This is a genomic window from Variovorax sp. Varisp85, assembly GCF_047304045.1.
In the GTDB taxonomy this organism is placed as follows: Bacteria; Pseudomonadota; Gammaproteobacteria; order Burkholderiales; family Burkholderiaceae_C; genus Variovorax.
In genome coordinates this window covers 44,408-66,550 of the sequence record NZ_JBGLYN010000011.1, presented here as the reverse complement: position 1 = coordinate 66,550, position 22,143 = coordinate 44,408, and the positions used below count along the sequence as shown (strand labels likewise).

14 protein-coding genes are annotated in these 22,143 nt (G+C 68.4%); all 14 read right to left on the bottom strand.

Going from position 1 to position 22,143, the window contains the following annotated elements:
• Positions 1-9 precede the first annotated feature (9 nt).
• The 14 genes from ACCC97_RS06850 to ACCC97_RS06785 all read right to left on the bottom strand — a co-directional run bounded on the left by ACCC97_RS06850 (position 10) and on the right by ACCC97_RS06785 (position 22,136).
• Entirely contained in the window at positions 10-2,148 is a 2,139-nt protein-coding gene (locus ACCC97_RS06850) for a TOMM precursor leader peptide-binding protein (RefSeq protein WP_413331923.1), read from the bottom strand.
• A complete protein-coding gene (locus ACCC97_RS06845) occupies positions 2,141-2,923 on the bottom strand; it encodes a class I SAM-dependent methyltransferase (protein ID WP_413331947.1) in 783 nt (260 codons plus the stop codon). The genes ACCC97_RS06850 and ACCC97_RS06845 overlap by 8 nt, the downstream gene beginning before the upstream one ends.
• Before the next feature lie 67 nt (positions 2,924-2,990).
• Positions 2,991-3,785: a BMA_0021/BMA_0022 family TOMM bacteriocin gene (locus tag ACCC97_RS06840; protein ID WP_007832759.1), complete on the bottom strand. Its 795-nt coding sequence runs from the start codon at positions 3,783-3,785 to the stop codon at positions 2,991-2,993.
• A gap of 18 nt (positions 3,786-3,803) precedes the next feature.
• Complete coding sequence (locus tag ACCC97_RS06835) at positions 3,804-7,832, bottom strand: TOMM system kinase/cyclase fusion protein (RefSeq protein ID WP_007832758.1); 4,029 nt, start codon at positions 7,830-7,832, stop codon at positions 3,804-3,806.
• A gap of 315 nt (positions 7,833-8,147) precedes the next feature.
• Positions 8,148-9,320 (bottom strand): BMP family ABC transporter substrate-binding protein, encoded by a 1,173-nt coding sequence (locus ACCC97_RS06830; RefSeq protein ID WP_007839101.1) that lies wholly within the window; start codon positions 9,318-9,320, stop codon positions 8,148-8,150.
• Positions 9,321-9,367: 47 nt separating this feature from the next.
• Complete coding sequence (locus ACCC97_RS06825) at positions 9,368-10,288, bottom strand: ABC transporter permease (protein WP_413314613.1); 921 nt, start codon at positions 10,286-10,288, stop codon at positions 9,368-9,370.
• 165 nt (positions 10,289-10,453) lie between these two features.
• Positions 10,454-11,599, bottom strand: coding sequence for an ABC transporter permease (locus tag ACCC97_RS06820; protein WP_413314614.1), 1,146 nt, complete (start codon positions 11,597-11,599; stop codon positions 10,454-10,456).
• Positions 11,592-13,106, bottom strand: a complete 1,515-nt coding sequence (locus ACCC97_RS06815; RefSeq protein ID WP_007838605.1) for an ABC transporter ATP-binding protein — start codon at positions 13,104-13,106, stop codon at positions 11,592-11,594. The genes ACCC97_RS06820 and ACCC97_RS06815 overlap by 8 nt, the downstream gene beginning before the upstream one ends.
• Positions 13,107-13,217: 111 nt before the next feature.
• The gene (locus ACCC97_RS06810; RefSeq protein ID WP_007838606.1) at positions 13,218-14,618 is read right to left on the bottom strand and encodes an NCS2 family permease; all 1,401 of its coding nucleotides are present in this window, start codon (positions 14,616-14,618) and stop codon (positions 13,218-13,220) included.
• 78 nt (positions 14,619-14,696) lie between these two features.
• A complete protein-coding gene (locus ACCC97_RS06805; protein ID WP_007838608.1) occupies positions 14,697-15,698 on the bottom strand; it encodes a LysR family transcriptional regulator in 1,002 nt (333 codons plus the stop codon).
• Between the two features lie 162 nt (positions 15,699-15,860).
• Positions 15,861-18,311 (bottom strand): xanthine dehydrogenase molybdopterin binding subunit, encoded by a 2,451-nt coding sequence (gene xdhB / locus ACCC97_RS06800; protein WP_413331922.1) that lies wholly within the window; start codon positions 18,309-18,311, stop codon positions 15,861-15,863.
• A 2-nt stretch (positions 18,312-18,313) separates the two neighbouring features.
• Positions 18,314-19,918, bottom strand: a complete 1,605-nt coding sequence (xdhA, locus tag ACCC97_RS06795; protein WP_007830578.1) for a xanthine dehydrogenase small subunit — start codon at positions 19,916-19,918, stop codon at positions 18,314-18,316.
• A gap of 174 nt (positions 19,919-20,092) precedes the next feature.
• The gene (locus tag ACCC97_RS06790; RefSeq protein ID WP_081502620.1) at positions 20,093-20,872 is read right to left on the bottom strand and encodes a sulfite exporter TauE/SafE family protein; all 780 of its coding nucleotides are present in this window, start codon (positions 20,870-20,872) and stop codon (positions 20,093-20,095) included.
• Between the two features lie 10 nt (positions 20,873-20,882).
• The gene (locus tag ACCC97_RS06785; RefSeq protein ID WP_007830580.1) at positions 20,883-22,136 is read right to left on the bottom strand and encodes an Nramp family divalent metal transporter; all 1,254 of its coding nucleotides are present in this window, start codon (positions 22,134-22,136) and stop codon (positions 20,883-20,885) included.
• Between the last annotated feature and the right edge of the window lie 7 nt (positions 22,137-22,143).

Here is a 22,143-nt window from a genome sequence, read left to right as displayed (position 1 = left end):
CTCGCGAGGTCAGACGTAGAGCGCCTGTGGATTGAGGTCGCCCTCGCTCATCGGAGTGTCGCGCCATCCCATGGCGACGGGCACCCTGTACAGGCGCGGGTTGCCCAGCTCCGGCCAGATGTGGCACAGGCCGGGCACGATCACCTTCACCGTGCACAGCGGGATGTCGGGGCGCGTGTGGTCGAGGACGATGGTCTCCATGCCGAGGGCAGCGGCAATGCCGACGCAGCGCTTGATTTCTTCCGCGATATCCGTCTGCGCGGCCGGCGCCGTCACGGCGTCGCTCACCTTCGACGGCATGAGAAAGCCGGCGCGCTGCATTGCAAAGGTCTTGCCGGCCACGATCAGCTGGCTCATTTCCGTGAGCGCGCGTTCGCAGGCCAGCGCGCGGTCGGTGCTGCAGCCGAAGCCGATGGCCCACTCGCCCGTTTGCCCGTGCCGGCCGACGGCAACCGCCACCGGGATGCCGAAGTCATGGGTGATGTCGAGCACCCAGCGCTCCCACTCAGGGCCGCAGGTGCGCTCGATGCGCAGGCGGATTTCGGCGCACAGGCCACCGAGGTCGATGGCCGGCCTGCGGATTTCGCCGTACCACCAGATGGCTGCGGCATCGCGCTCCACCAGTTCGAGAAAGCCCTGCAGAATGGCTTCCTCGCGCGTGTTCCCGGCGGCGCATCCGTTCGATGTCCAGCTGACGTGGCACTGGCTTGGCACCGGCGCATTCGCGAAGCAGAAAGCCAGCGGGAGGTAGCAGCGGGCATCGGAAGTCAGCGACCAGGCGGGCGTCCACCATGCGGGCTGACCCGGGGCTGCGGACGAGGTCGCCACGGCGTGCGGTGGCTTCTCCGTGTCGAACCGCGCGCGTTGCCGATCGCTGAACAGCGCCAGCGCCTGCGGCTGGACGCAGCGCGCGTCGAGGTCGGCGGCGAGCGCGACGACCGAGGCCTCGTCGCCCTGGTAGAAGGCGGCGTGGCGTTCGACCGCCTCGCACAAAGCGCTGGCACGGGACTGCTCCATCGACATGCCTTTGCCGAGGCAGACCTGGGTCAGCGGGCCGGGCAGCGCATCGCCGCCGGCCGGTGCAGTCCTGAAGATCTCGCTGCGATAGACCGTCAGCGCATCGTCGGATTCGGCGTTGAGCGGCCGCACCTGCGCGATCGCGCCGCACAGCGGACTGACGTGGCGCGCGAGCCGCTCCACCGTGGCCGAGGCAGGCACAGTGCGCCAGCCGCCATCGCGCCGGGCGGCGGGCAGGCCCGGCGCCAGCGCGATGCGTTCGCGTTGCCGCTGCGCCATGAGCCCCGGCGTTCCGCACTGCGGGCACTGGGGACGGCCGAAGACGAAATGCGGCTGCGGCGAATCCAGCGTGCGCACCTGCGCATCAGGGTGCGCGGCGAGTTGCCTGGCGATGGGGAGCAGTCGATCGAGGCGTTCGCCGACAAGCCCGTCGCCGGCGCGCACGGGCGGGCCGATGGCCATGCCGCCGTGGCGGTCCTGCCACCAGGCGCGCGCCGGCCGGTTCCCGAGCCAGCGGTGCGCGAGGCAATGCCAGCAGGGGCCGGCCGGCTTCCCGCGCGGCCTGAAGACCGGGCCGGCCATGGCCTGTTCGCCGGTCGGCTTGACCAGCAGCCATGGACGCCCCGAAGCGCGCTGCTGCGCATCGATCACGCCGAGCCGCGGGTCCAGGCAGTCGTCGCAGAACACGAGGGTGAGGCCAGCGCCGCCCGCCTCGGCGATCGCCAGCCCCCAGCGCCGTGCCGCGCCGTCGTTCACGGCCTGCGACAGCAGGACGAAATCGACGTGATCGGAGACGGCCGCACGCGCGGGTTCCACCGAGAAATCGGGCACGAGGTACGGCTCGCCGCCGTCCGTCGCGGCGGGTCGCACGAGCCCCTGGCGCGCCAATGCTTCGAGCGCATGCAGCATTTCCGCGAGCGGCGCGGCCGCGCCTTCGCTGCGGCAATAAGCCGCGAGGCTGACACGCTCGCGCAGCACGCGCTCGAGGGCCATGACGCCCGGCGAGCCGAGCACGAGCAGTTCGCTTTCGCTCAACAGCAGCAGGTTGTCCTTCAGCACGACCGGCGGCAGGTGCTTCTCGTGCCACCGGAAAACGTCGCCGAAGAAATCCGGTGCCGCGGCGCTACGCATCGTCTTGCGGGCCCAGCGCAAGGCGCACGACGGCATAGGGCCAGGCGCCTGTCGCGGCCTGGAACGCCGCTTCGAACAGCCGATGCTGTTCGGAGAATTGCGCATAGATGTGGTCTTCGGACAGCACCCGCATCGACGGATGCAGACGCGCGATCTGCACGGCGTCTTCGAAGCCCGACACCACCGGCAGCCGCATGCCGCCCACCGCCATGGGCTGGCGCGCGAGCACCGGGTGCACATGGTCGAGCACGACGGTGCACGGCGTCGCGCCGTGCTCGAAGCGCCCGGCCAAGCGGCACAGCAGGGCCTCCAGCGGCGCCTGCGGCAGGTAGGGGCAGACGCCCTCCAGCATCGCGAGCACGGGCCGCTCGCCGGGCAGGCTGGCGGCGTCGAGCCACGCGTCGTCGAGGATCGAGCAGGCGAGGTCGGTCTCGCCTTCGCCGCGCGCCATGTGCTGCGCCCGCAGGCCGATGGCGTCCGGCAGGTCGATGTTCAGCCAGCGGGAACCTGCCGCCACGGCCGCCCCGAGCCGGCTGCGCCGCGTGCAAAGGCCCGCGCCCAGCGTGATGCACAGGCCCCCCGGATGGATTGCGAGGAATTCGGCCGCGAAACGGTCGAACAGTGCGGCGCGCAGGACCACGCTCCTGACGAATGCCGCGTCCATCGCATAGGCCGAGAGGTCGAAGGGCAACGAGGCCGCGATGCGCTGCGCCTCGGGGTCGGAGAACGCCTGCGCATCGCCGCGCAGGCGGCTGGCCTCGGCGCGCGCGGCCAGTGTCAGCAGGAGCGTGGCCGTGGCGCCTTGCAGCGCGCCAGCGGCCAGCCCCCGATCGACCGCGGACTCAGCAGGTGAAGGGATAGGGGTCGCCCGTGTTGTTGTACGAGGTGAGCGCGATCGCCCGCATGCCCTCTTCCACCGGCGCGTTCGGGTAGTTGAGGAGGAGGCCGTTCTTGATCGGCGAGCCGTCGGCATTCTCCAGGTTCCATTCGCCGCGCGCCGTGTCCCACGTGAAGGCGGAATTGGTCGTGAACAGGATCTTGAAATTGAACGGATTGTTGTAGCCCAGCCATTGGCTCAGCACCGGCGCCTTGTCGGTGTCGGGGTCGCGCGTCAGGTCGAAAAGGAACTCCGGCGATTGCCATGCGAGCGCGATCGCGCGCAGCACCAGGCCACCGAACGCCAGCAGAGAACCTTCGCCGCCGCCGGGGATGCCAAGGCCCGTGGGCAGCGCGGCTTTCATCAGGCCGGCGGTGGACGCTTCGGGCGCCTCGAAGGCGACGGCGCCGCCCATGAAGTTCGGGAACACCTGGTAGTAGGCGGCCAGCGCCTCCGCGGCATGCGAGGAAGGCGCCTGCGGCAGCACGATGATGAAGGAATCGTCGGGGCCGACCCAGCCGGAAGTCAGCATCGGCTTCCATTCGGCGCGCATGTCCGGATCCGGATTCTGGAAGAGCCTGATGTCGACTTGCGGCCACATCGTCGGCAGGCCGAAGTCGCGGCGCAGCATGGGCTGAATGTCCTGCTGGTCGAGCAGTTCGCGGCGGTAGGCATCGTCCTGCCACGATCGGGCAACGCCTCGAAGATAGGCAAGGCGGAATTCGAGCAGCGGTTCGGCGCTTTGGCGTTGAGGGGTCATGGTCACTTCATCCTTGGTTCAAGAAACAAATGCATGCAGGGGCATGCGTGCAGACAACTCCGATCGCAGGCCGGCCAGCTCCTCCAGGCGTGCGGCCACGTCGCGGCCTTCAGGCGCCAGTGCCTGCAACGCCGCCAGGGCCTCGTACTCGGTCCTGTGCTTGGCCCCCTCGCGCGCCACTTCGGCGGCCTGCGCGAAGCAGGCGGCCACCGCCGCGCGCTCACCGCCGGCGGCCTGCAGGTAGCGGGCCTTCTGCAGATGGAGCTCGGACCTGTAGAGCCCTTCCTTGAGCTCGTCCGCCATGCGCAGGCACTCGTCGATGCGCTCGAGCGCTTCGCTCCAGCGCTGGTTGGCGGCCAGCGTGTCCGCGGCGAAGGCACGGTAGTAGGTCTGGCAATAGCGGCAGCCCATGCCCCACAGCGCCTGCACCCAGGCGTCGGCTTGCGCGATGCTGTCGACGTCGCCGGTGGCCCAGCAGCGGATGATTTCCGCATACCCCTGGAACGCCGGCAGGCCATAGCGCGCGGTGATGCCGAGCAGTTCGCCCGTGCTGACCAGCGCCCGCGCCTTGTCGTTGCGGGCCTGGTGGCCCAGGCTCTGGTACAGCAGGGCCATGCTCAGCGACGGAATGTGCGACATCTCCCGCGCCCACCGGACGGCATTCGCGGCGTCGGTGCGGGCGGCCGCGTCGTGGCCCGCGAACCAGCGCACCAGCGCGCGCCCCGTGGTGGCCCATACGCGGGTGTCGAAGCCGAAGTCGGCAGCATGGTGCGCGTGCGCTTCGGGGCTGTAGCGCTCGATGGCGTCGGTCAGCGACTGCTCGCCGAGTTCGAACTGGCCGTCGGAATAGTGCGCGAGCCCAAGATAAGTCTGTGCCGCCACGAACACGCCCTGGTCCTGCTGCTGCACGGCATGGTCGAGCAACCGCTGGCTCAGCCGCTGCACCTCGGCGCGGTTGCTCGCGACGTGGTGGAAGGTGATCAGCGTCCACAGGTGCTGCACCTGCTTCTCGCGGGGCACGCTGTCGTCGAGCAGTTCCTGCGACAGGGCGATGCGGTCCACCACCTGCGCATGCGCCCAGCCGTACTTGTTCATCATCGCCTGCGTGACGTAGCTGTTCACGTCGAGGCGCGCCTCGCGCTGCGCAGCGCCATCCAGGCGCGCCATCCAGCCGTCGATGTGCTGGGCGTAGGAAATGGTTTCGTCGTTCAGCGAGCGATGCTGGGTAATGCGCAGCTGCTGCACCGCCAGCGCCATGGCCTGCGCGTGCTCGCCGGCATCCGCCCAGTGCTGGGCCACGCTGCCCGGCTCGTCCGCCACGCGCTGCGGCTGGCTGTCCAGCAGCGTCTGCGCCACGTTGCGGTGCTGCTGCTGGCGCTGCGCGACGAGCATGCACTCGTAGGCGGTGTCGCGGATCAGCGCGTGGCGGAAGATGAAGGCGCCCGGCGGCCCGGCCGGCGCCACGAGCCCCGCGTCGAGCAGCACGGCCATGTCCTTGTCCATGGCTTCGGGGAGCTTGCCCGAACAGGCGCACAGCAGCTCGGCATCGAATTGCCGCCCGATGGTGGCGGCCAGCTGCAGCAGGCCCTTGACGGGGCCCAGCCGGTCGAAGCGACTGACCAGCGAGTCGCGCAGCGTGACCGGAATGGCCGCTGGCTGCGCGGTGTCCTTGAAGACCCAGACGCCGTCCTTCTCCACCAGGTAGGCGTCGAGCAGCATGCGCGCCATTTCCTGGATGAACAGCGGCACGCCGTCGGTGCGCGCGACCACGTTGTCGATCACCTGCGGCGCGGCGATTCTCGGCGCCAGCGCCTGCCGGGCCAGTTCGGCCGCCTGCGCGTCTTCCAGACGGCGCACCTCGATGCACGCCGCCTGCAATTCCGGCGGCTTCTCCCATTCCGGCCGCGCGGTCAGCACCAGCAGCACGCGCCGCTGCGGCAGCTGCGCGACCAGCTGCTCGAGAAACTCGATGCTCGTGGGGTCGGCCCAATGCACGTCCTCGAGCAGGAGCAGCAGCGGCGCCGCCTCGGCCATGTGCAACAGCCACTGCGCGATCGACTGCAGCAACAGCGCCTTCTGCATCGGGGGAGACATCTGGCTGGGCGCGCTGTCGCCCAGCGGCAGGGAAAGCCATGCGCAGAAGATCGGCAGCACCGCCTCGCCGTCGCAGCCGGCCGCATGCAGGGCCTCGCGCAACCGCTCCCGCCGGGCGTCCGGCGTGGCGGCGTCGGGCGCGGCGTCGAGCCGCTGGCGCAGCAGCGCCAGGAACGGCGTCAGCGCGTTGTTCTGGCTTTCGGGCTGGCACTGCGCACTGACGGTCTGCCACCCTTCCTGCGCCACCTGCTCGCGCAGCATGTCGGCGAGACACGACTTGCCGATGCCGGGCTCGCCGCGAATCCACACCGCGCCGCCTTGGCCTTGCCGGGCCTGGGCCCACGCCGCGCGCAGCTGTTGCAGTTCCGGCTCGCGGCCAATGCACGCCTCGTGCAGTGCCTGTTCCGCCGACTCGTGCAGCATGGACGCCTGCCGCTTGCTGCTGAGGCAATAGGTCTGGATGCCGCCGGACTGCCCCGGCAGGGCCACGCTGCCGGCCTTGTCGAAGCGCGCATGGCGCCCCAGCAGCCGGTAGCTGCTTTCGCTTGCCAGCAGCGTCCCGGTTTCGGCAACGCCCTCGAGTCGCACCGCGACATTGACGGCATGGCCCGACGGGATTTCTCCGGCGGCCACCACCGCCATGCCGGTGTGCATGCCCATGCGGATACCCAGATGGACGCCGTGCGCCTGCTCGATGGCGGCCGAGCGCTGGCGGCTCAACGCAATCAGCTCCAGCGCAGTCATGCCGGCCTGCCGCGCGTCGGTGTCGCTGGCATGCGGATAGCCGAACAGCACGATCATCCGGTCGCCCAGCGTGCCCGCCAGCAATCCGCCGCGCCGCGTGGCGGTCTCCGCGAACAGGGAGAGCTCGTTGCGCTGCAGCAGTTCCAGTTTTTCGATGTCCGAGGGCAAGGCATCGTCGGCGCCCTCGGCGTCGGCGTCCGGCCAGACCGAGACGCTGCAGCACAGCACCGTGAGCTGGCGCTTCTCGGAGAAGCCGCGCGTCGTCACCACGGTATGGGCCAGCGCCTCGTCCTGCGCCTGCTTGGCCGAGCGCAGCACGCCCACGAGGTCGTCCAGCCGCAGGCGCCCGAGTTCGGCCAGCAGCGTGGCCGCGGAATCGCAGCGGTCGGCGGCCTTCTTCCTCAATGCCTGCCGCAGCACGGACGCCACCGGATGGCTGGCGATTTCCGAGGGCAGCGGCACTTCCTGCGGGCTCAGTTGCTGATGAAGAATCTCCGCCGCCGATGCGCCGCGGATGGCGGGCACGCCGGTCAGGCATTCGATGAACATCAGGCCCCAGGCATACAGATCGGACTTGACGCCGGGTGGCTCGCCGCGCAGCTGCTCGGGTGCGCTGTAGGCCGGCGTGCCCAGGGACTCTTCCGTCATCGTGAGCGTCAGGAATTCAGCGCCCCTGTTCGTGGGTATGACGGTGCTGATGCCGAAGTCCAGCACCTTCGCATGCGGGACGGCGCCGGTGAACGTGACCATCACGTTGTCCGGCTTCAGGTCGCGATGCACGATGCCCGCGGCATGCGCGCAGTCCAGCGCATCCAGCACTTCCGCCATGAGGTGGGCGGTTTCGGGGGCCGTCAAAGCGCCCTTGCGCCGGATCAGGCTGGTGAGCGTTTCTCCCGGCACGTACTCGAAGACGCCATAGACGCAGGCGCCCTGCTCGCCCTTGTCGAGCAGCTGAACGATGTGCGGATGGTGCAGCGCGGCGCAGAGCTTGGTCTCGCGGTGGAAACGCGCAACGCGCTGGCTGCCGACCTGCAGCTTGACGACCTTGATGGCGACCACGGTGCCCGTGCGCTGCTGCAGCGCACGATAGACGGTGCCGTAGCCGCCTGCGCCCAGTTCCTCCAGCAGGTCGTAGCCCGGAATCTCCAGCGATTCCGGCAATTGCGGTTGCAACGCTGTGTACGTGGGGTTGGTGGCGGCATCCTGCATTTCAGCCTCGTCGTGATGGAACGTTGATGGTCCTCCGGGACTTGCCTCGGCCGCGTTCCGCGCTGCGACGGTACGCAATAGTGACACTAATTGTTACTGTAGCGGACACAAGGACTTTTCAGGTAGGCAACACTCCAAAAAAAGAAAACCCGCAACAAGTGCGGGTTGTTAGAACTTTTCGGTGTATATGCTGCCGCCCGGCGCAGCCCGGGCTCCTTCGCGAACACCGCGGAACCGGCTTTGCCGGGCCGCTGGTGTTGCCCCCGGTAGGGGGAAGGCGTAGCGACACGAAGTGCGCGCAGCCTGGGGGCGAGCTTATTTCTTCTCGCCGCCCGGCACCTTGCCTTCGACGCCCTTGACGTAGAAGTTCACGCCCGAGAGGAACTTGTCGTCGGCCACCGCGTCCTTGGCGACCAGTTCCTTGCCGTCCTGGCCGAGGATCGGGCCCTTCCAGATCACGAAGCTGCCGTCCTTCAGGCCCTTCTTCACTGCCTCGACCTTGGCCTTGGTTTCGGCCGGCACGTCATCGGCGATCGACACGAGGTCGATGGCACCTTCCTTCACGCCCCACCAGCTCTGGCCGGTGGTCCACTTGCCGTCCAGGGCTTCCTGGGTGGCCTTGATGTAGTACGGGGCCCAGTTGATGGTGGCCGAGGCCAGGTGGGCCTTGGGACCGTAGGCGGTCATGTCGGAGTCCCAGCCGAAGGCGCGCTTGCCTTTCTCTTGCGCGGTCTTGAGCACGGCCGGCGAGTCGGTGTTCTGGAACAGCACGTCGGCGCCGCCGTTGATGAGGGCGGTGGCGGCTTCGGTTTCCTTGGGCGGGCTGAACCACTCGTTGACCCATACCACCTTGGTCGTGATCTTCGGGTTGACCGACTGCGCGCCCAGCGTGAAGCTGTTGATGTTGCGCAGCACTTCGGGGATCGGCACCGAGCCGACCACGCCCAGCGTGTTGCTCTTGGTCATGGCGCCCGCGATCACGCCGGCCATGTACGCGCCCTCGTACGTGCGGCTGTCGTAGGTGCGCATGTTGTCGGAGGTCTTGTAGCCGGTCGCGTGCTCGAACTTCACGTCCTTGCTGTCTGCCGCGACCTTGAGCATGGGCTCCATGTAGCCGAAGGTGGTGCCGAAGATCAGCTTGTTGCCCTGGCTCACCATGTCGCGGAACACGCGCTCGGCGTCGGCGCCCTCGGGCACGCTTTCGACGAAGGTGGTCTTGATCTTGTCGCCGAATTCCTTTTCGAGCGCCTTGCGCGCGTTGTCGTGCGCGAAGGTCCAGCCGCCGTCGCCCACGGGTCCGACGTAGGCGAATGCGATGTTCAGCGGCGCTGCCGGAGCCGGTGCGGCAGCGGCGGGTGCCGGGGCCGGCGCGGGCGCTGGGGCCGGTGCTGCCGCTTCTTCTTTCTTGCCGCAGCCGATCAGGGCCGCCGAAGCGACCGCCGTGAGGGCGGCCAGCTTGAGCAGGGAGCGCTTGTTCAGATCATTCATTGTCGGAAATCCTCAAAAGGACAGGTTGGCGGAAAAACGAAACACGATTATGAGCCGGGGTAGAACGGTTTCCCGATGGAGGCCGGCATGTTGGCGCGGATGAATGCCGGGTTGCGCGAGATCAGCGCCAGCACCACGATGGGCGCGATGTACTGCAGCATGCTGAGGAACTGCGCCGGCACGTCGACGCCGCTGCTCTGCAGGTGAAAGCCCAGCATCGACACGCCGCCGAACAGGTAGGCGCCCAGCAGCACGCGCACCGGCCGCCAGGTGGCGAAGGTGGTGAGCGCCAGCGCGATCCAGCCGCGCCCTGCCACCATGCCCTCGACCCATAGCGGCGTGTACACGGTCGACAGATACGCGCCCGCCAGCCCGCACAACGCGCCGCCCGCGATCACCGCCATGAAGCGGATGCGCCGCACCGGGTAGCCCAGCGCATGCGCCGACTCGGGCGACTCGCCGACCGAGCGCAGCACCAGGCCGGCACGCGTGCGGTAGAGAAACCAGATCAGCGCGACGGTCAGCACCACCGCGAAGTACACCATCGGGTGGTGGCGGAACAGCGCCGGGCCGACGAGCGGGATGTCGCCCAGCACGGGGATGGCGTAGCTCACGCTCGCGGGCAGCTTGGCCTGCACGAAGTTGATGCCGGCAAAGGCCGAGAAGCCAACGCCGAACAGGCTGAGCGCGAGGCCGGTCGCGTACTGGTTGGTGTTGAGCCAGATCACCAGCACGCCGAAGAAGGCCGAGAGCAGCGCCCCGGCCGCCATGCCGGCGAGGAAGCCGAGCCAGGGGTTGTGCGTGGTGACCACCGTCGCGAAGCCCGCGATGGCGGCGCAGAGCATCAGGCCCTCGGCGCCGAGGTTGACGACGCCGGCCTTCTCGTTGATCAACAGGCCCAGCGCCGCGATGGCGAGGACCGTTCCGGCGCTCAGGGTGGAGCCCAGGAGGAGTGCGTAACTGTCCATTCAATTGCTCCGGCGCGGGTTGCTTGTGTTCGAGGGCTGATGTTCGGGGCGCTGTCGCTCAGGGCGCGTGCACAGGACACCGGGTACTCCCCTGCGCGAATGTCCCCCGCCGGCGTGAGCGCCCCACGACACACGCGGCACTCGAATCGAAGCGAAGGCCTTCATTCAAAGTGCTCCTTCGTTCGGTCGCGCGACAGGCGCAGTGAGCGGTGTGCTCGCCTGCAGCGAACTCGTCGTCAAGCCCGCAGCCTTGACAGCCGCCTTGCGGCGAATGCGATAGGCAATGAGCGTGTCGCAGGCCAGCAGCGTGAACAGCAGCAGGCCCTGGAACACACCGGTGAGCGACTTGGGCAAGCCGAGACGCGACTGCGCCAGTTCACCGCCGATGTAGAACATGCTCATCAGGAGGGCCGAGAAGATCATGCCCACCGGATGCAGCCGCCCGACGAAGGCCACGATGATCGCCGCGAAGCCATAGCCCGCCGGCACGTAGGGCGTGAGCTGGCCGAGCGGCCCCGCCACTTCGAGCGCACCGGCGAGGCCGGCCGCGCCGCCCGAGGTCAGCAGCGCGATCCACACCGCGCGCCGCGCCGAGAAGCCCGCGTAGCGCGAGGCCGCCGGCGCCAGCCCGCCGACCTGCTGCGCAAAGCCCGCGCGCGTGCGGAACAGGAACACCCACAGCGCCCCCGCGCCCACCAGCGCGATGACCAGCCCGATGCTCACGCGCGAGCCCTTGAACAGGCGCGGGATCTGCGTGACCGCCTCGAAGGTCTTGGTCTGCGGGAAGTTGTAGCCGTTCGGATCCTTCCACGGCCCGTAGACCATGTAGCCCAGCAGCAGCGTCGCCACGTAGACCAGCATCAGGCTCACCAGGATCTCGTTGGCGTTGCACTTGTCGCGCAGGAACGCGACGATGCCCGCCCACACCATGCCGCCGAGGACACCCGCGACCAGGATGGCGGCCACGATCCACTGCCCCGTGCTCTTGTCGGCCAGCAGCGCCACGCCACCGGCCGCAATGGCGCCGAACACGAACTGCCCTTCGGCGCCGATGTTCCACACGTTCGAGCGGAAGCACACGGCCAGCCCCAGCGCAATGATCAGCAGCGGCGTGGCCTTGACCATCAGCTCGCCGATGGCATAGCCGCTCTTGATGGGTTCGTAGAAGAACACCAGCAGGCCCTTGACCGGGTCCTTGCCGAGCGCCGCGAACAGCGCCACGCCGATCAGCACGGTGATCGCCAGCGCCAATATCGGCGAGGCATAGCTCCAGAAGCGCGAAAGCTCCGGACGGGGTTCGAGCTTAAACATGGGCCGCCTCCTTCTTCCACAGGCCGCTCATCCATTCGCCGATCTGCGGCAGCGTCGCGGCCGCGCGGTCGATGGAGGGCGACAGCCGGCCCTTGGCGATCACGTGCAGCCGGTCGCAGATGTTGAACAGCTCGTCGAGCTCCTCGCTGATCACCAGCACCGCACAGCCGGCATCGCGCAGCGCGAGGATCTCGGCATGGATCAGCGCGGCCGCGCCCACGTCCACGCCCCAGGTCGGCTGCGAGACGATGAAGAGCTTCGGGTTGGCGTCGATCTCGCGCCCGACGATGAATTTCTGCAGGTTGCCGCCCGACAGCGACCGCGCCGCCGCGCGAGGGCCTCCTGCCTTGACCTTGAAGCGCTCGATGATGGCTTTCGCCTGCCGCTCGAGCGCGCCGGTGCGGATCCATCCGCCCCGGCCCACCGCATCGCCGCGCGTGAGCAGCAGGTTGTGCGCGAGCCCCAGCGTGGGCACCGCCCCGCGGCCCAGCCGTTCCTCGGGCACGAAGTGCAGGCCAAGCGCGCGGCGCGCGCGCGGGCGCAGCCGGCCGGCGGGCTGGTCGAACACCCGGACCATCGGCGCCTCGGCGCGCACGTCCTCGCCCGACAGCGTGTAGAGCAGCTCCTTCTGGCCGTTGCCGGAGACACCGGCGATGCCGACCACTTCACCCGCGCGAACCTCGAACGAAATGCCCTCGAGGTCCATGCCGAACTGGTCTTCGCGCGCCAGCGTCAGCCCCTGCACGCGCAGCGCCACCGCGCCCGCATGCACCGGCCGGTGCTGCAGCGGCGGCGGCTCGCTGCCGATCATCAGCCGCGACAGCGACTGGGTGCTTTCGTTCTGCGGATTGCACACGCCCGTGACCTTGCCGCCGCGCAGCACGGTGCAGGCGCTGCACAGCTCCTGGATCTCGTGCAGCTTGTGGCTGATGTAGAGAATGCTGCAGCCCTCGGAGGCCAGCTTGTTCAGCACGTGGAAGAGCTTGACCACCGCCTGCGGCGTCAGCACCGAGGTCGGCTCGTCGAGGATCAGCAGCTTGGGGTTGGTGAGCAGCGCGCGGATGATTTCGACCCGCTGCATCTCGCCCACCGACAGCGTGTGCACCGGCCGCGCCGGGTCGATGTCGAGCCCGTATTCGCCCGCCTTGGCCGTGATGCTGCGCGCCACCTCGGCCAGTTGCAGCGACTTGTCGAGTCCCAGCCAGACGTTCTCGGCCACCGTGAGCGTGTCGAACAGGCTGAAGTGCTGAAACACCATGCTGATGCCCAGCGCCCTCGCCTGTTGCGGGTTGCGCAGGTTCACGGCCTGGCCGTCGAACATGACGGTGCCTTCGTCGGGCTTGACCGAGCCGTAGATGATCTTCATCAGGGTCGATTTGCCGGCGCCGTTCTCGCCGAGCACGGCGTGGATCTCGCCGGGCTGCACGGCCAGGGAAATGTCGCTGTTGGCGACCACCGCGGGATATCGCTTGGTGATGTTCGCCAGTTGGAGTCTTGGGGTTGTCATGCCGGGTTTCGTGGATTTTTGTCTCGTCAACAGCAACAAAGCGGAAACGGCTATCAGTTTAATAACGTCCCCGCGACCATCGGCGCCCGACGGCGCTTTGCTCAGTTCAAGTCAGTGTCCGCCGATATAGGCGAACTTGAACAGGAACACGGCGGCGATGACCCAGACCATCGCATGCACTTCCCGTGCCCGGCCGGTGCAGAGCTTCAGCACGGCGTATGTGATGAAGCCGAAGGCCAGGCCGTTGGCGATGGAATAGGTGAAGGGCATCGTGAGCGCGGTGACGGCGGCCGGGATCACCTCGGTCGTGTCTTCCCAGTCGAGCTCGACCAGGTCGCGCAGCATCAGGCAGCCCACGAAGAGCAGCGCCGGCGCGGTGGCGTAGGCCGGCACAGATCCCGCGAGCGGCGAGATCATCAGGCAGGCCAGGAACAGCAGCGCCACCACCACGGCCGTGAGGCCGGTGCGTCCGCCCGCCTGCACGCCGGCCGCGCTCTCCACATAGGCCGTGGTGCTCGAGGTGCCGAGCAGCGAGCCCGCGAAGATCGCGCCGCTGTCGGCCAGCAGCGCCTTGTTCATGCGCTCCATCTTGCCCGGCACCAAGAGGCCGGCGCGCTTGGCCACGCCCATCAGCGTGCCTGTGGCGTCGAACATCTCGACCAGGAAGAACACCAGCACCACGTTCAGGATGCCGCCCTTGAGCGCACCCAGGATGTCCAGCTGCATGAAGGTGGGCGCGATGGACGGCGGCGCGTCGAACACGCCGTGGAACTTGTTGCCGCCGAAGAAGAACGAGAGCACCGTCACCGTGACGATCCCGATCAGGATCGCGCCGCGCACCTTGAGCTTGTCGAGCGCCACGATGATGAGGAAGCCCAGCGTGGCCAGGATCACCGGCGCCGAGTGCAGGTCGCCCAGCGTGACGAAGGTGGCCGGCGAAGCCGCGACGACGCCAGCGCTCTTCAATGCGATGAGCGCCAGGAACATGCCGATGCCCACCGTGATCGCCGTTCGCAGCGACTGCGGTATGCCCTGTATGAACAGCTCCCGCAACCCCGTGACCGTGACGATCAGGAACAGGCAGCCCGAGATGAACACCGCGCCCAGCGCAACCTGCCACGTGTAGCCCATGCCGAGCACCACCACGTAGGCGAAGTAGGCGTTCAGCCCCATGCCCGGCGCCATGGCGATCGGGTAGTTGGCGTACAGGCCCATGATCAGCGTGCCCAGCGCCGCAATGAGGCAGGTGGCCACGAAGACCGAGCCCTTCGGCATGCCCGCGTCACCCAGGATCGAGGGGTTCACGAAGATGATGTAGGCCATCGTCAGGAAGGTGGTCAGCCCCGCGATGACTTCGGTGCGCACCGTGGTGTTGTGCGCGCTGAGCTTGAACACGCGTTCAAGCAGGCCCGGGCCGCTTGCACCGCTCACGGCCGCACGCGCACGCGCGGACTCGACATGCCCCGGCGTGCGGGGATCGGCGCCCTGCGGCGCCTGTTCGAACGTACTCATTTCGCTTGTCTCCAGCTGTTGTAGTGGCGGTTGCTTCATCGTTGCCCCGCTCACGACGCCGGCGCGAACGGGGATCTCTCAGGGATCGAAGGTTTCAGGCGCGGCGGGCAGGCGCGTTGCGGCGCCGGATACACCGGACAGGGCGGAAACCGTTGGACGCAGCGACGCCGCCACGTCCTTGATGCATTCGCGCAGCCAGCGCGCCGAGCTCGACGAATGGGTGCGTTCGTGCCAGAGCTGGTAGTACATGAGGCGCGGCAGCGCCACGGGGCAATCGAGAATCTTCAGCGGCAGCCGCGACGCGAAGCGCTCGCAGTACTGGCGCCCGGTGGTCAACACCAGCAGGCTCGAGGCCACCATGTCCGGGATGAGGCTGAAGTGCGCGCAGCGCGCCGTGATGTTGCGCTGCCGCCCCAGCTCGTCGAGCATCTGGTCGATGATGCCGCGCCCGCCCGGATGCATGGGCGTGGGCGCGATGTGCTCGGCCGCGAGCCAGGTCTCCAGGTCCCAGCCGCGGCGCACCGCCGGATGGTCCTTGTTGACCAGGGACACCACCTCGTCGCCGAAGAGCCGCGCCATGTGCAGGTCTTCCGGCGGCTTGAGCCAGTTGCCGATGACGAGGTCGACCTGGCCGAGCGCGAGGTGGCCGTGGTAGTCCGAGTCGGGTGTGAGCGCGTGGATCTCGATCTGGCACAGCGGTGCCTCGCGCTTCACGTGCGCCACCAGCATCGGCAGGAACAGCGGGTCCATGTAGTCGCTGGCCGCGATGCGGAAGGTGGTGGCCGCCGACTGCGGCTCGAAGCCGCGCGCGTCGGAGAACAGCATCTCGGCCGCACGCAGGATGCTGGCGGCCGGCTCGATCATGCGCAGCCCCGCATCGGTCGGCACCATGCCCGAGCCCGAGCGCACCAGCAGCGGGTCGCCCGACAGCTCGCGCAGGCGCTTCAGCGCGGCCGACACGGCCGGCTGGTACATGCCCAGCCGGATGGCGGCGCGCGAGACGCTGCGGTCGGTCAGCACGGTGTGAAGCACCCGGATCAGGTGGAGATCGATCTTGTCGAAAAGTGCCTGGTCACGCATGTGACGTCCCCCCAGTCTTCGCGCACTTCGTGTCACTTCGCCAACCCCCTGCCGGGGGCAACACCAGCGGCCCGGCAAAGCCGGTTCCGCGGTGTTTCGCGAAGGGGATCAGGAGGTAGGGCATTGGGAGAACTTTGGACATGCGCCAAAGTCTACGAGTGACTATGCGGACTGGACAGCGGTAATGGCACGAAGGATCGACTCGCTCGTGGCCGGCGCCTTCAGCGGCGGATCGATGCGGTGGCCGCCCGCGGCAGACACCGCATCGCGGATCGCGAAGAACACCGAGAACGGCAGCAAGAGCGGCGGCTCGCCCACAGCCTTGCTGCGGTGGATCGAGTCCTCGAAGTTCTGGCCTTCGAACAGGCGCACGTTGAACACCGGCGGGCAGTCGTTGGCCGTCGGAATCTTGTAGGTGCTGGGCGCGTGCGTGGTGAGCATGCCGCTTTGCGGGTGCCACACCAGCTCCTCGGTGGTGAGCCAGCCCATGCCCTGGATGAAGGCGCCCTCGACCTGGCCGATGTCCACCGCCGGGTTCAGCGACTTGCCCGCGTCGTGCAGGATGTCGGCGCGCAATAACTTCCACTCGCCGGTGAGCGTGTCGACGATCACCTCGCTCACGGCGGCACCGTAGGCGTAGTAGTAGAACGGGCGGCCCTGCATCCTGTCCTTGTCCCAGCTCAGGCCGGGCGTGGCGTAGAAACCATCGGACCACAGCTGCTTGCGGTCGAGGTACGCCTCGCCCACCACGGTGCTGAAGGCCAGCGAGCGGCCATTGACCTCGACCTTGTCGTTCGCAAAGCGCACCTCGCCGGCCTTGCCGCCGTGGCGCTCGGCCGCGCATTCGGCAAGGCGCTCGCGGATCTGGCGCGCCGCGTCCTGCGCGGCCTTGCCGTTCAGGTCGGCGCCGGTCGATGCTGCCGTGGCCGAGGTGTTCGCCACCTTGGTGGTGTCGGTGGCGGTGACCCGCACGCGCTCGAAGCTCACGCCCAGCTCGTGCGCCACCACCTGCGCCACCTTGGTGTTCAGGCCCTGCCCCATCTCGGTGCCGCCGTGGTTCACGAGGATCGAGCCGTCGGTGTACACGTGCACCAGCGCGCCGGCCTGGTTGAAGTGCTTCACGTTGAACGAGATGCCGAACTTCAGCGGCGCCAGCGCGAGGCCGCGCTTGAGCACCACGCTCGCCTTGTTGAAGGCCGCGATGTCTTCGCGCCGCGCGCGGTAGCCGCTGCTGGCTTCCAGCTCGGCCACGAGTTCATGGACGATGTTGTCGGTCACGGTCTGGCGGTACGGCGTGACGTTGTTGTCGGTCTTGCCGTAGAAGTTGACGCGCCGCACGTCGAGCGGGTCGCACTTCAGTTCGCGCGCCACCGAGTCCATGATGTTCTCGATGGCGATGGCGCCCTGCGGACCGCCGAAGCCGCGGAACGCCGTGTTGCTCTGCGTGTTGGTCTTGCCCGAGAAGCCGTGCATGGCCACGTTGGGCAGCCAATAGGCGTTGTCGAAGTGGCACAGCGCGCGCGTCATCACCGGACCCGACAGGTCGGCCGAGTGGCCGGCGCGCGAGACCATGGTGATCTCGGCGCCGAGGATGCGGCCCTCGTCGTCGTAGCCCACCTCGTACTCGTACCAGAAGCAGTGGCGCCGGCCGGTGATCATGAAGTCATCGTCGCGATCGAGCCGCAGCTTGACCGGGCGCTGCAACTGGCGCGCCGCGATGGCCGCCACGCAAGCGAACAGCGCCGACTGAGACTCCTTGCCGCCGAAGCCGCCGCCCATGCGCCGGCATTCGACATGCACTTCGTTCGACTGCAGGTGCAGCGCATGCGCCACCAGGTGCTGCATTTCGCTCGGGTGCTGCGTCGAGCAGTGGATGTGCAGCGCGCCGCCTTCCTTCGGAATGGCGTAGCTGATCTGGCCTTCCAGGTAGAACTGCTCCTGCCCGCCCACGTCGAGCGTGGCTTTGTGGCGATGCGGCGCCTTGGCGATGGCGGCGCGCACTGCGGCCTCGTCGCCCTCGTTGGCGCTGCCTCCGCTGCGCACGATGTGCATCGGCGGCACCACGTACTGGCCGCGCGCATGGGCGTCCTGCGGTGTGATCACCGGCGGCTGCGCGTCGATGGTCAGCGCGTCCTTGGCTTTCGCAGCGGCGCGGCGCGCTGCATCGCGCGTCTCGGCGATCACGGCGAATACGGGTTGTCCGAGGTAGCGGATCTCGCCGCCGTGGTTCACGGGCAGCAGGATCGGGTCGTCGTGAATGATCGAACCGCAGTCGTTGCTGCCGGGAATGTCGTCGGCCGTGAGCACCGCGACCACGCCGGGCATCGCACGGATCGCGTCGAGCGACAGCGCCGTGACGCGGCCGTTGGCGGCCGGCGACAGGCCCAGCGCGCAGTGCAGCGTGCCGGCGAGTTCGGGAATGTCGTCGATGTAGGTCGCTTCGCCGGCCACGTGCAGGTGGGCCGACTCGTGCGGCCGGCTGATGCCGACACGCGCGCCAAGATCGTGCGCGAGCGCTTCGGCACCGACGTCGATGCGCGCGGCGGTGTTGGCCAGGTAATCGGCAAAGGCCTCGGCGGGCTGCAGCAGGCGGGCGTCGATGGGCTTGTTCATGGTCAGACTCCTTCGGCGGCGGCCTTGGTGGCATGGGGCATCACGCTCCATACGCTGGTTTCTTCCAGCGACAGGGCGTCTTCGGCGCGGGTCTCGAGCCAGAGCCGCTGGATCAGGTTCTGCGCCACCTGCAGCCGGTAGTCGGCCGAAGCGCGCATATCCGACAGCGGCTTGAAGTCCTGTGCCAGCGCGAGCTTGGCGGTGGCAACGCTGGCCTGCGTCCATGGCTTGCCGACCAGCGCCGCCTCCGCGTTCGCGGCGCGCTTGACGATGGCGGCCATGCCGCCGAAGGCCAGGCGCGCGGCCTTGACCGTGTCGCTGCCGGCTTCGAGTTCGATGGCGAAGCCCGCGCACAGCGCCGAGATGTCGCAGTCGAAGCGCTTGCTGATCTTGTAGGCGCGCACCTGGCGGCGCAGCGCAGCGTGCGGAACGGCCAGCCCCTGGACGAACTCGCCCGGCTGCAGCTGGTTCTTCATGTAGTCGAGATAGAACTCGGACAGCGGCATGCGGCGCACCGCATCGCCGCGGCGCAACTCGATCTGTGCATCAAGCGACATCAGCACCGGCGGCGAATCGCCGATGGGCGAGCCGTTGGCGACGTTGCCGCCCATGGTGCCGGCATGGCGGATCGGCGGCGAGGCGAAGCGCAGCCATACGTCGGAGAGGCTCGGCACGCGCTGGACCAGCGCGGCAAAGGCGGATTCGAGCGAGGCGCCGGCGCCGATGTAGAGCTCCTCCTTGCGGTCTTCGATGGTCTTCATTTCGGCCACGTCGCCCACGTAGATGATGTCGCCCAGGTCGCGGAACTGCTTGTTGACCCAGAGGCCGACGTCGGTCGAACCGGCCAGCAGCTGGGCGCGTGGCTTCTGCTCGCGCAGCGCGGCGAGCTGCGCCAGGGTCTTCGGCGCATGGAAGTGGTCGACGCGGGCGCCGAGCGGGGCGGCATAGTCAAGGCCGTCGTTCTGCAGCGCGGTGAGGGCCGCGACCACCGGTTTCGTGTCGAGCCGCACGGCCGGCAGGTCGAACATGCGCTGCCCGGCATCGAGGATCGGGCGGTAGCCGGTGCAGCGGCACAGGTTGCCCGAGAGTTCGTCGGCCAGCTGCTGGCGGGTGGGTTGCGTGCCTTCGGCCTGGTGGTGCTCGTAGGTGGACCACAGCGACATCACGAAGCCGGGCGTGCAGAAACCGCACTGGGAGCCGTGGCAGTCGACCAGCGCCTGCTGGACAGGGTGCAGCGTGTGCACGGCGTGCTGCTTCTTTTCAGCGGCCTCCCGGGTCTTGCATTGGCTCTTCAGGTCCTCGACCGTGAACAGCGCCTTGCCATGCAGCGTGGGAAGAAACTGGATGCAGGCATTCACGGTCTGCAGGTTCAGCCCGTCGATGGTGCCTTCGGCATCGGGGTCGGTGGCGAGTTCGCCGATGACGACGGTGCAGGCGCCGCAGTCACCCTCGTTGCAACCTTCCTTGGTGCCGGTGCAGCGGGCGTCCTCGCGCAGCCAGTCGAGCACGGAGCGGGTCGGGTGGACGCCGGTGACGTCGACGATCCTTCCGCGATGGAAGAAGCGGATCGGTTGAATCTGGCTGCTGGTGCTGCTGTCGGTGCTCATGCTTTTGGGCTCGTGGGAGACCCGTCGTGGGTCAGTCATGGACGTTAGCGGCTTGTCCGGGGTCTTGCATACGGGGGCGCCCATAACGCGTATGTGGGGGTCGGTATGCCACGTACGGGGAAACCCTTGCGCGCATGCTGCAATTCCCGGGCCACGCGAAGGCCCCGTCGGCCGTCAGCTGTGCGCGATGGCCACCCACGCCGTGGCGACCAGCGTGCAACCCGCCGCCGCGAGCAGGCCGCCGACCAGCCATTTGAGCGTGCGCGGCTGCAGCCTGTTCGGCAGCCGGTGGTGCAGCCGCGTCGCGCCGTAGACGACCGGCATCGCGCAGCCGGCCAGCAGCGCCGCGCGCCACGAGAAATGCCCCGTCGGCACCACGATGACGAGCCGCACCAGCGAGTTGAACGCGAACATCAGCAGCAGCGCGCGGCGCACCAGCTCGCGGTCCAGCGGCTGGCGGTACATGTGGAAGACGATCGGCGGCCCCGAGCTCGAGAACAGCCCGCCCAGGACGCCCGACAACCCGCCGACGACGGCGAAGCTCGCGCGGCCCGACACCGCCGGCAGCGGTCTGGCCTGCAGCACCAGCAGCACCGCGCAGCCCAGGATCGACACGCCCAGCAGCCCGCGCAGCCAGTCGACCGCGTCGCCGCTGAGCCAGTTCAGCAGCACGAGCCCGACAATCACGCCGACCGTACTGCCATTGAGCGCCGGCTTCATGAGCTGCCAGGGCACCACGCCGGGCCGCGCGCGGAAGTACGTCCATGCGTTGATCAGGCTCAGCACCGTGGCGGCGTTGGCCGTGTCGCTCACGCTGGCGACGTGGAACACCGACACCAGCCCGAGCAGGATCAGGCTGAATGCGAAGCCCGTGAGGTTCTGCGCATAGGTGGCGAGCGCGACGCAGGCCATGAAGACCAGCACCGGGCCGGCCTCGGAAAGAATCGCTTGCACGGGTCCGGTCTCAGCGCACCATGTCCCAGCCCATCATCAGGGCCGCGAATCCCATCAGGGCGGTGCCGCCCCAGCCGAGCCACCGGGTCCGGCGCCCGGAGGTGAACACGCCCATCACCTTCTCCCGCGTCACGAGAACCATCATGGCCGCCATGATCGGAACCGCGACCACCCCGTTGATGACCGCGCTCCAATAAAGCGCCTTCATGGGGTCGATGGGCGTGAAGTCCAGCGCCGTGCCGACCAGCGTGGCCACGGCGATGATCCCGTAGAACTCCTTGGCCTCCCGCCAGTGCCGCTCCAGTCCTTCTTCCCAGCCGAAGGCCTCGGCCACCGCATAAGCCGCGGAAGACGCGAGCACGGGCACGGCCAGCAGGCCGGTGGCGATGATGCCGCCGGCAAACAGCCAGAAGGCGAAATCGCCGGCCAGCGGGCGCAGCGCCTCGGCCGCCTGCGCCGCGGAGGTCACGTCGTGCACCCCGGCCGTGTACAGCACCGATGCGCCCACCACCATCACGAAGAAAGCGATGAGGTTGGAGAAGGTCATGCCCACCCAGGTGTCCAGGCGCACGCGCCGCAGGTCGTGCTGCACCTGCTCGTCCGTCCCGCGCCGCCCGCCCTTGAGCCGGAGCTCCTCGACTTCCTGCGACGCCTGCCAGAAGAACAGGTAGGGCGAGATCGTGGTGCCCAGGAGCGCCACGATCATCATCCAGTAGTCGCCGCTCCATTGCAGCCTGGGCACCACGAGGTCGTGCAGCACCCGCCCCCATTCCACCTGCACCGCGAACACCGCGGCAACGTAGGCGAACAGCGTGAGCGTCAGCCACTTGAGGATGTGGGCCAGCTTGCGGTAGGGCACGAACACCTGCAGCAGCACCGTCACCACGCCGAAGGCCAGCGCATGGAAATGCGCCCCGCCCCCCACCACCAGCTGCAGTGCCTCCCCCATCGCCGCAATGTCAGCCGCGATGTTGATGGTGTTCGCCACCACCAGCAGAAAAACCAGCGCGACCAGGAAGCTGCGCGGCATGTGCTCGCGCAGGTTGGCCGCCACGCCCTTGCCGGTCACGCGCCCGATGCGCGCCGACACCAGCTGGATCGCCACCATGAACGGCAGCGACAGGAACACCGTCCACAGCAGCCCGGTGCCGAACTGCGCGCCGGCCTGGGTGTAGGTCGCGATGCCCGACGGATCGTCGTCGGCCGCGCCGGTGACGACGCCCGGTCCGACATGGCGCAGGAAGGAGGGAATGCGTTTTTTCATGTTCGCC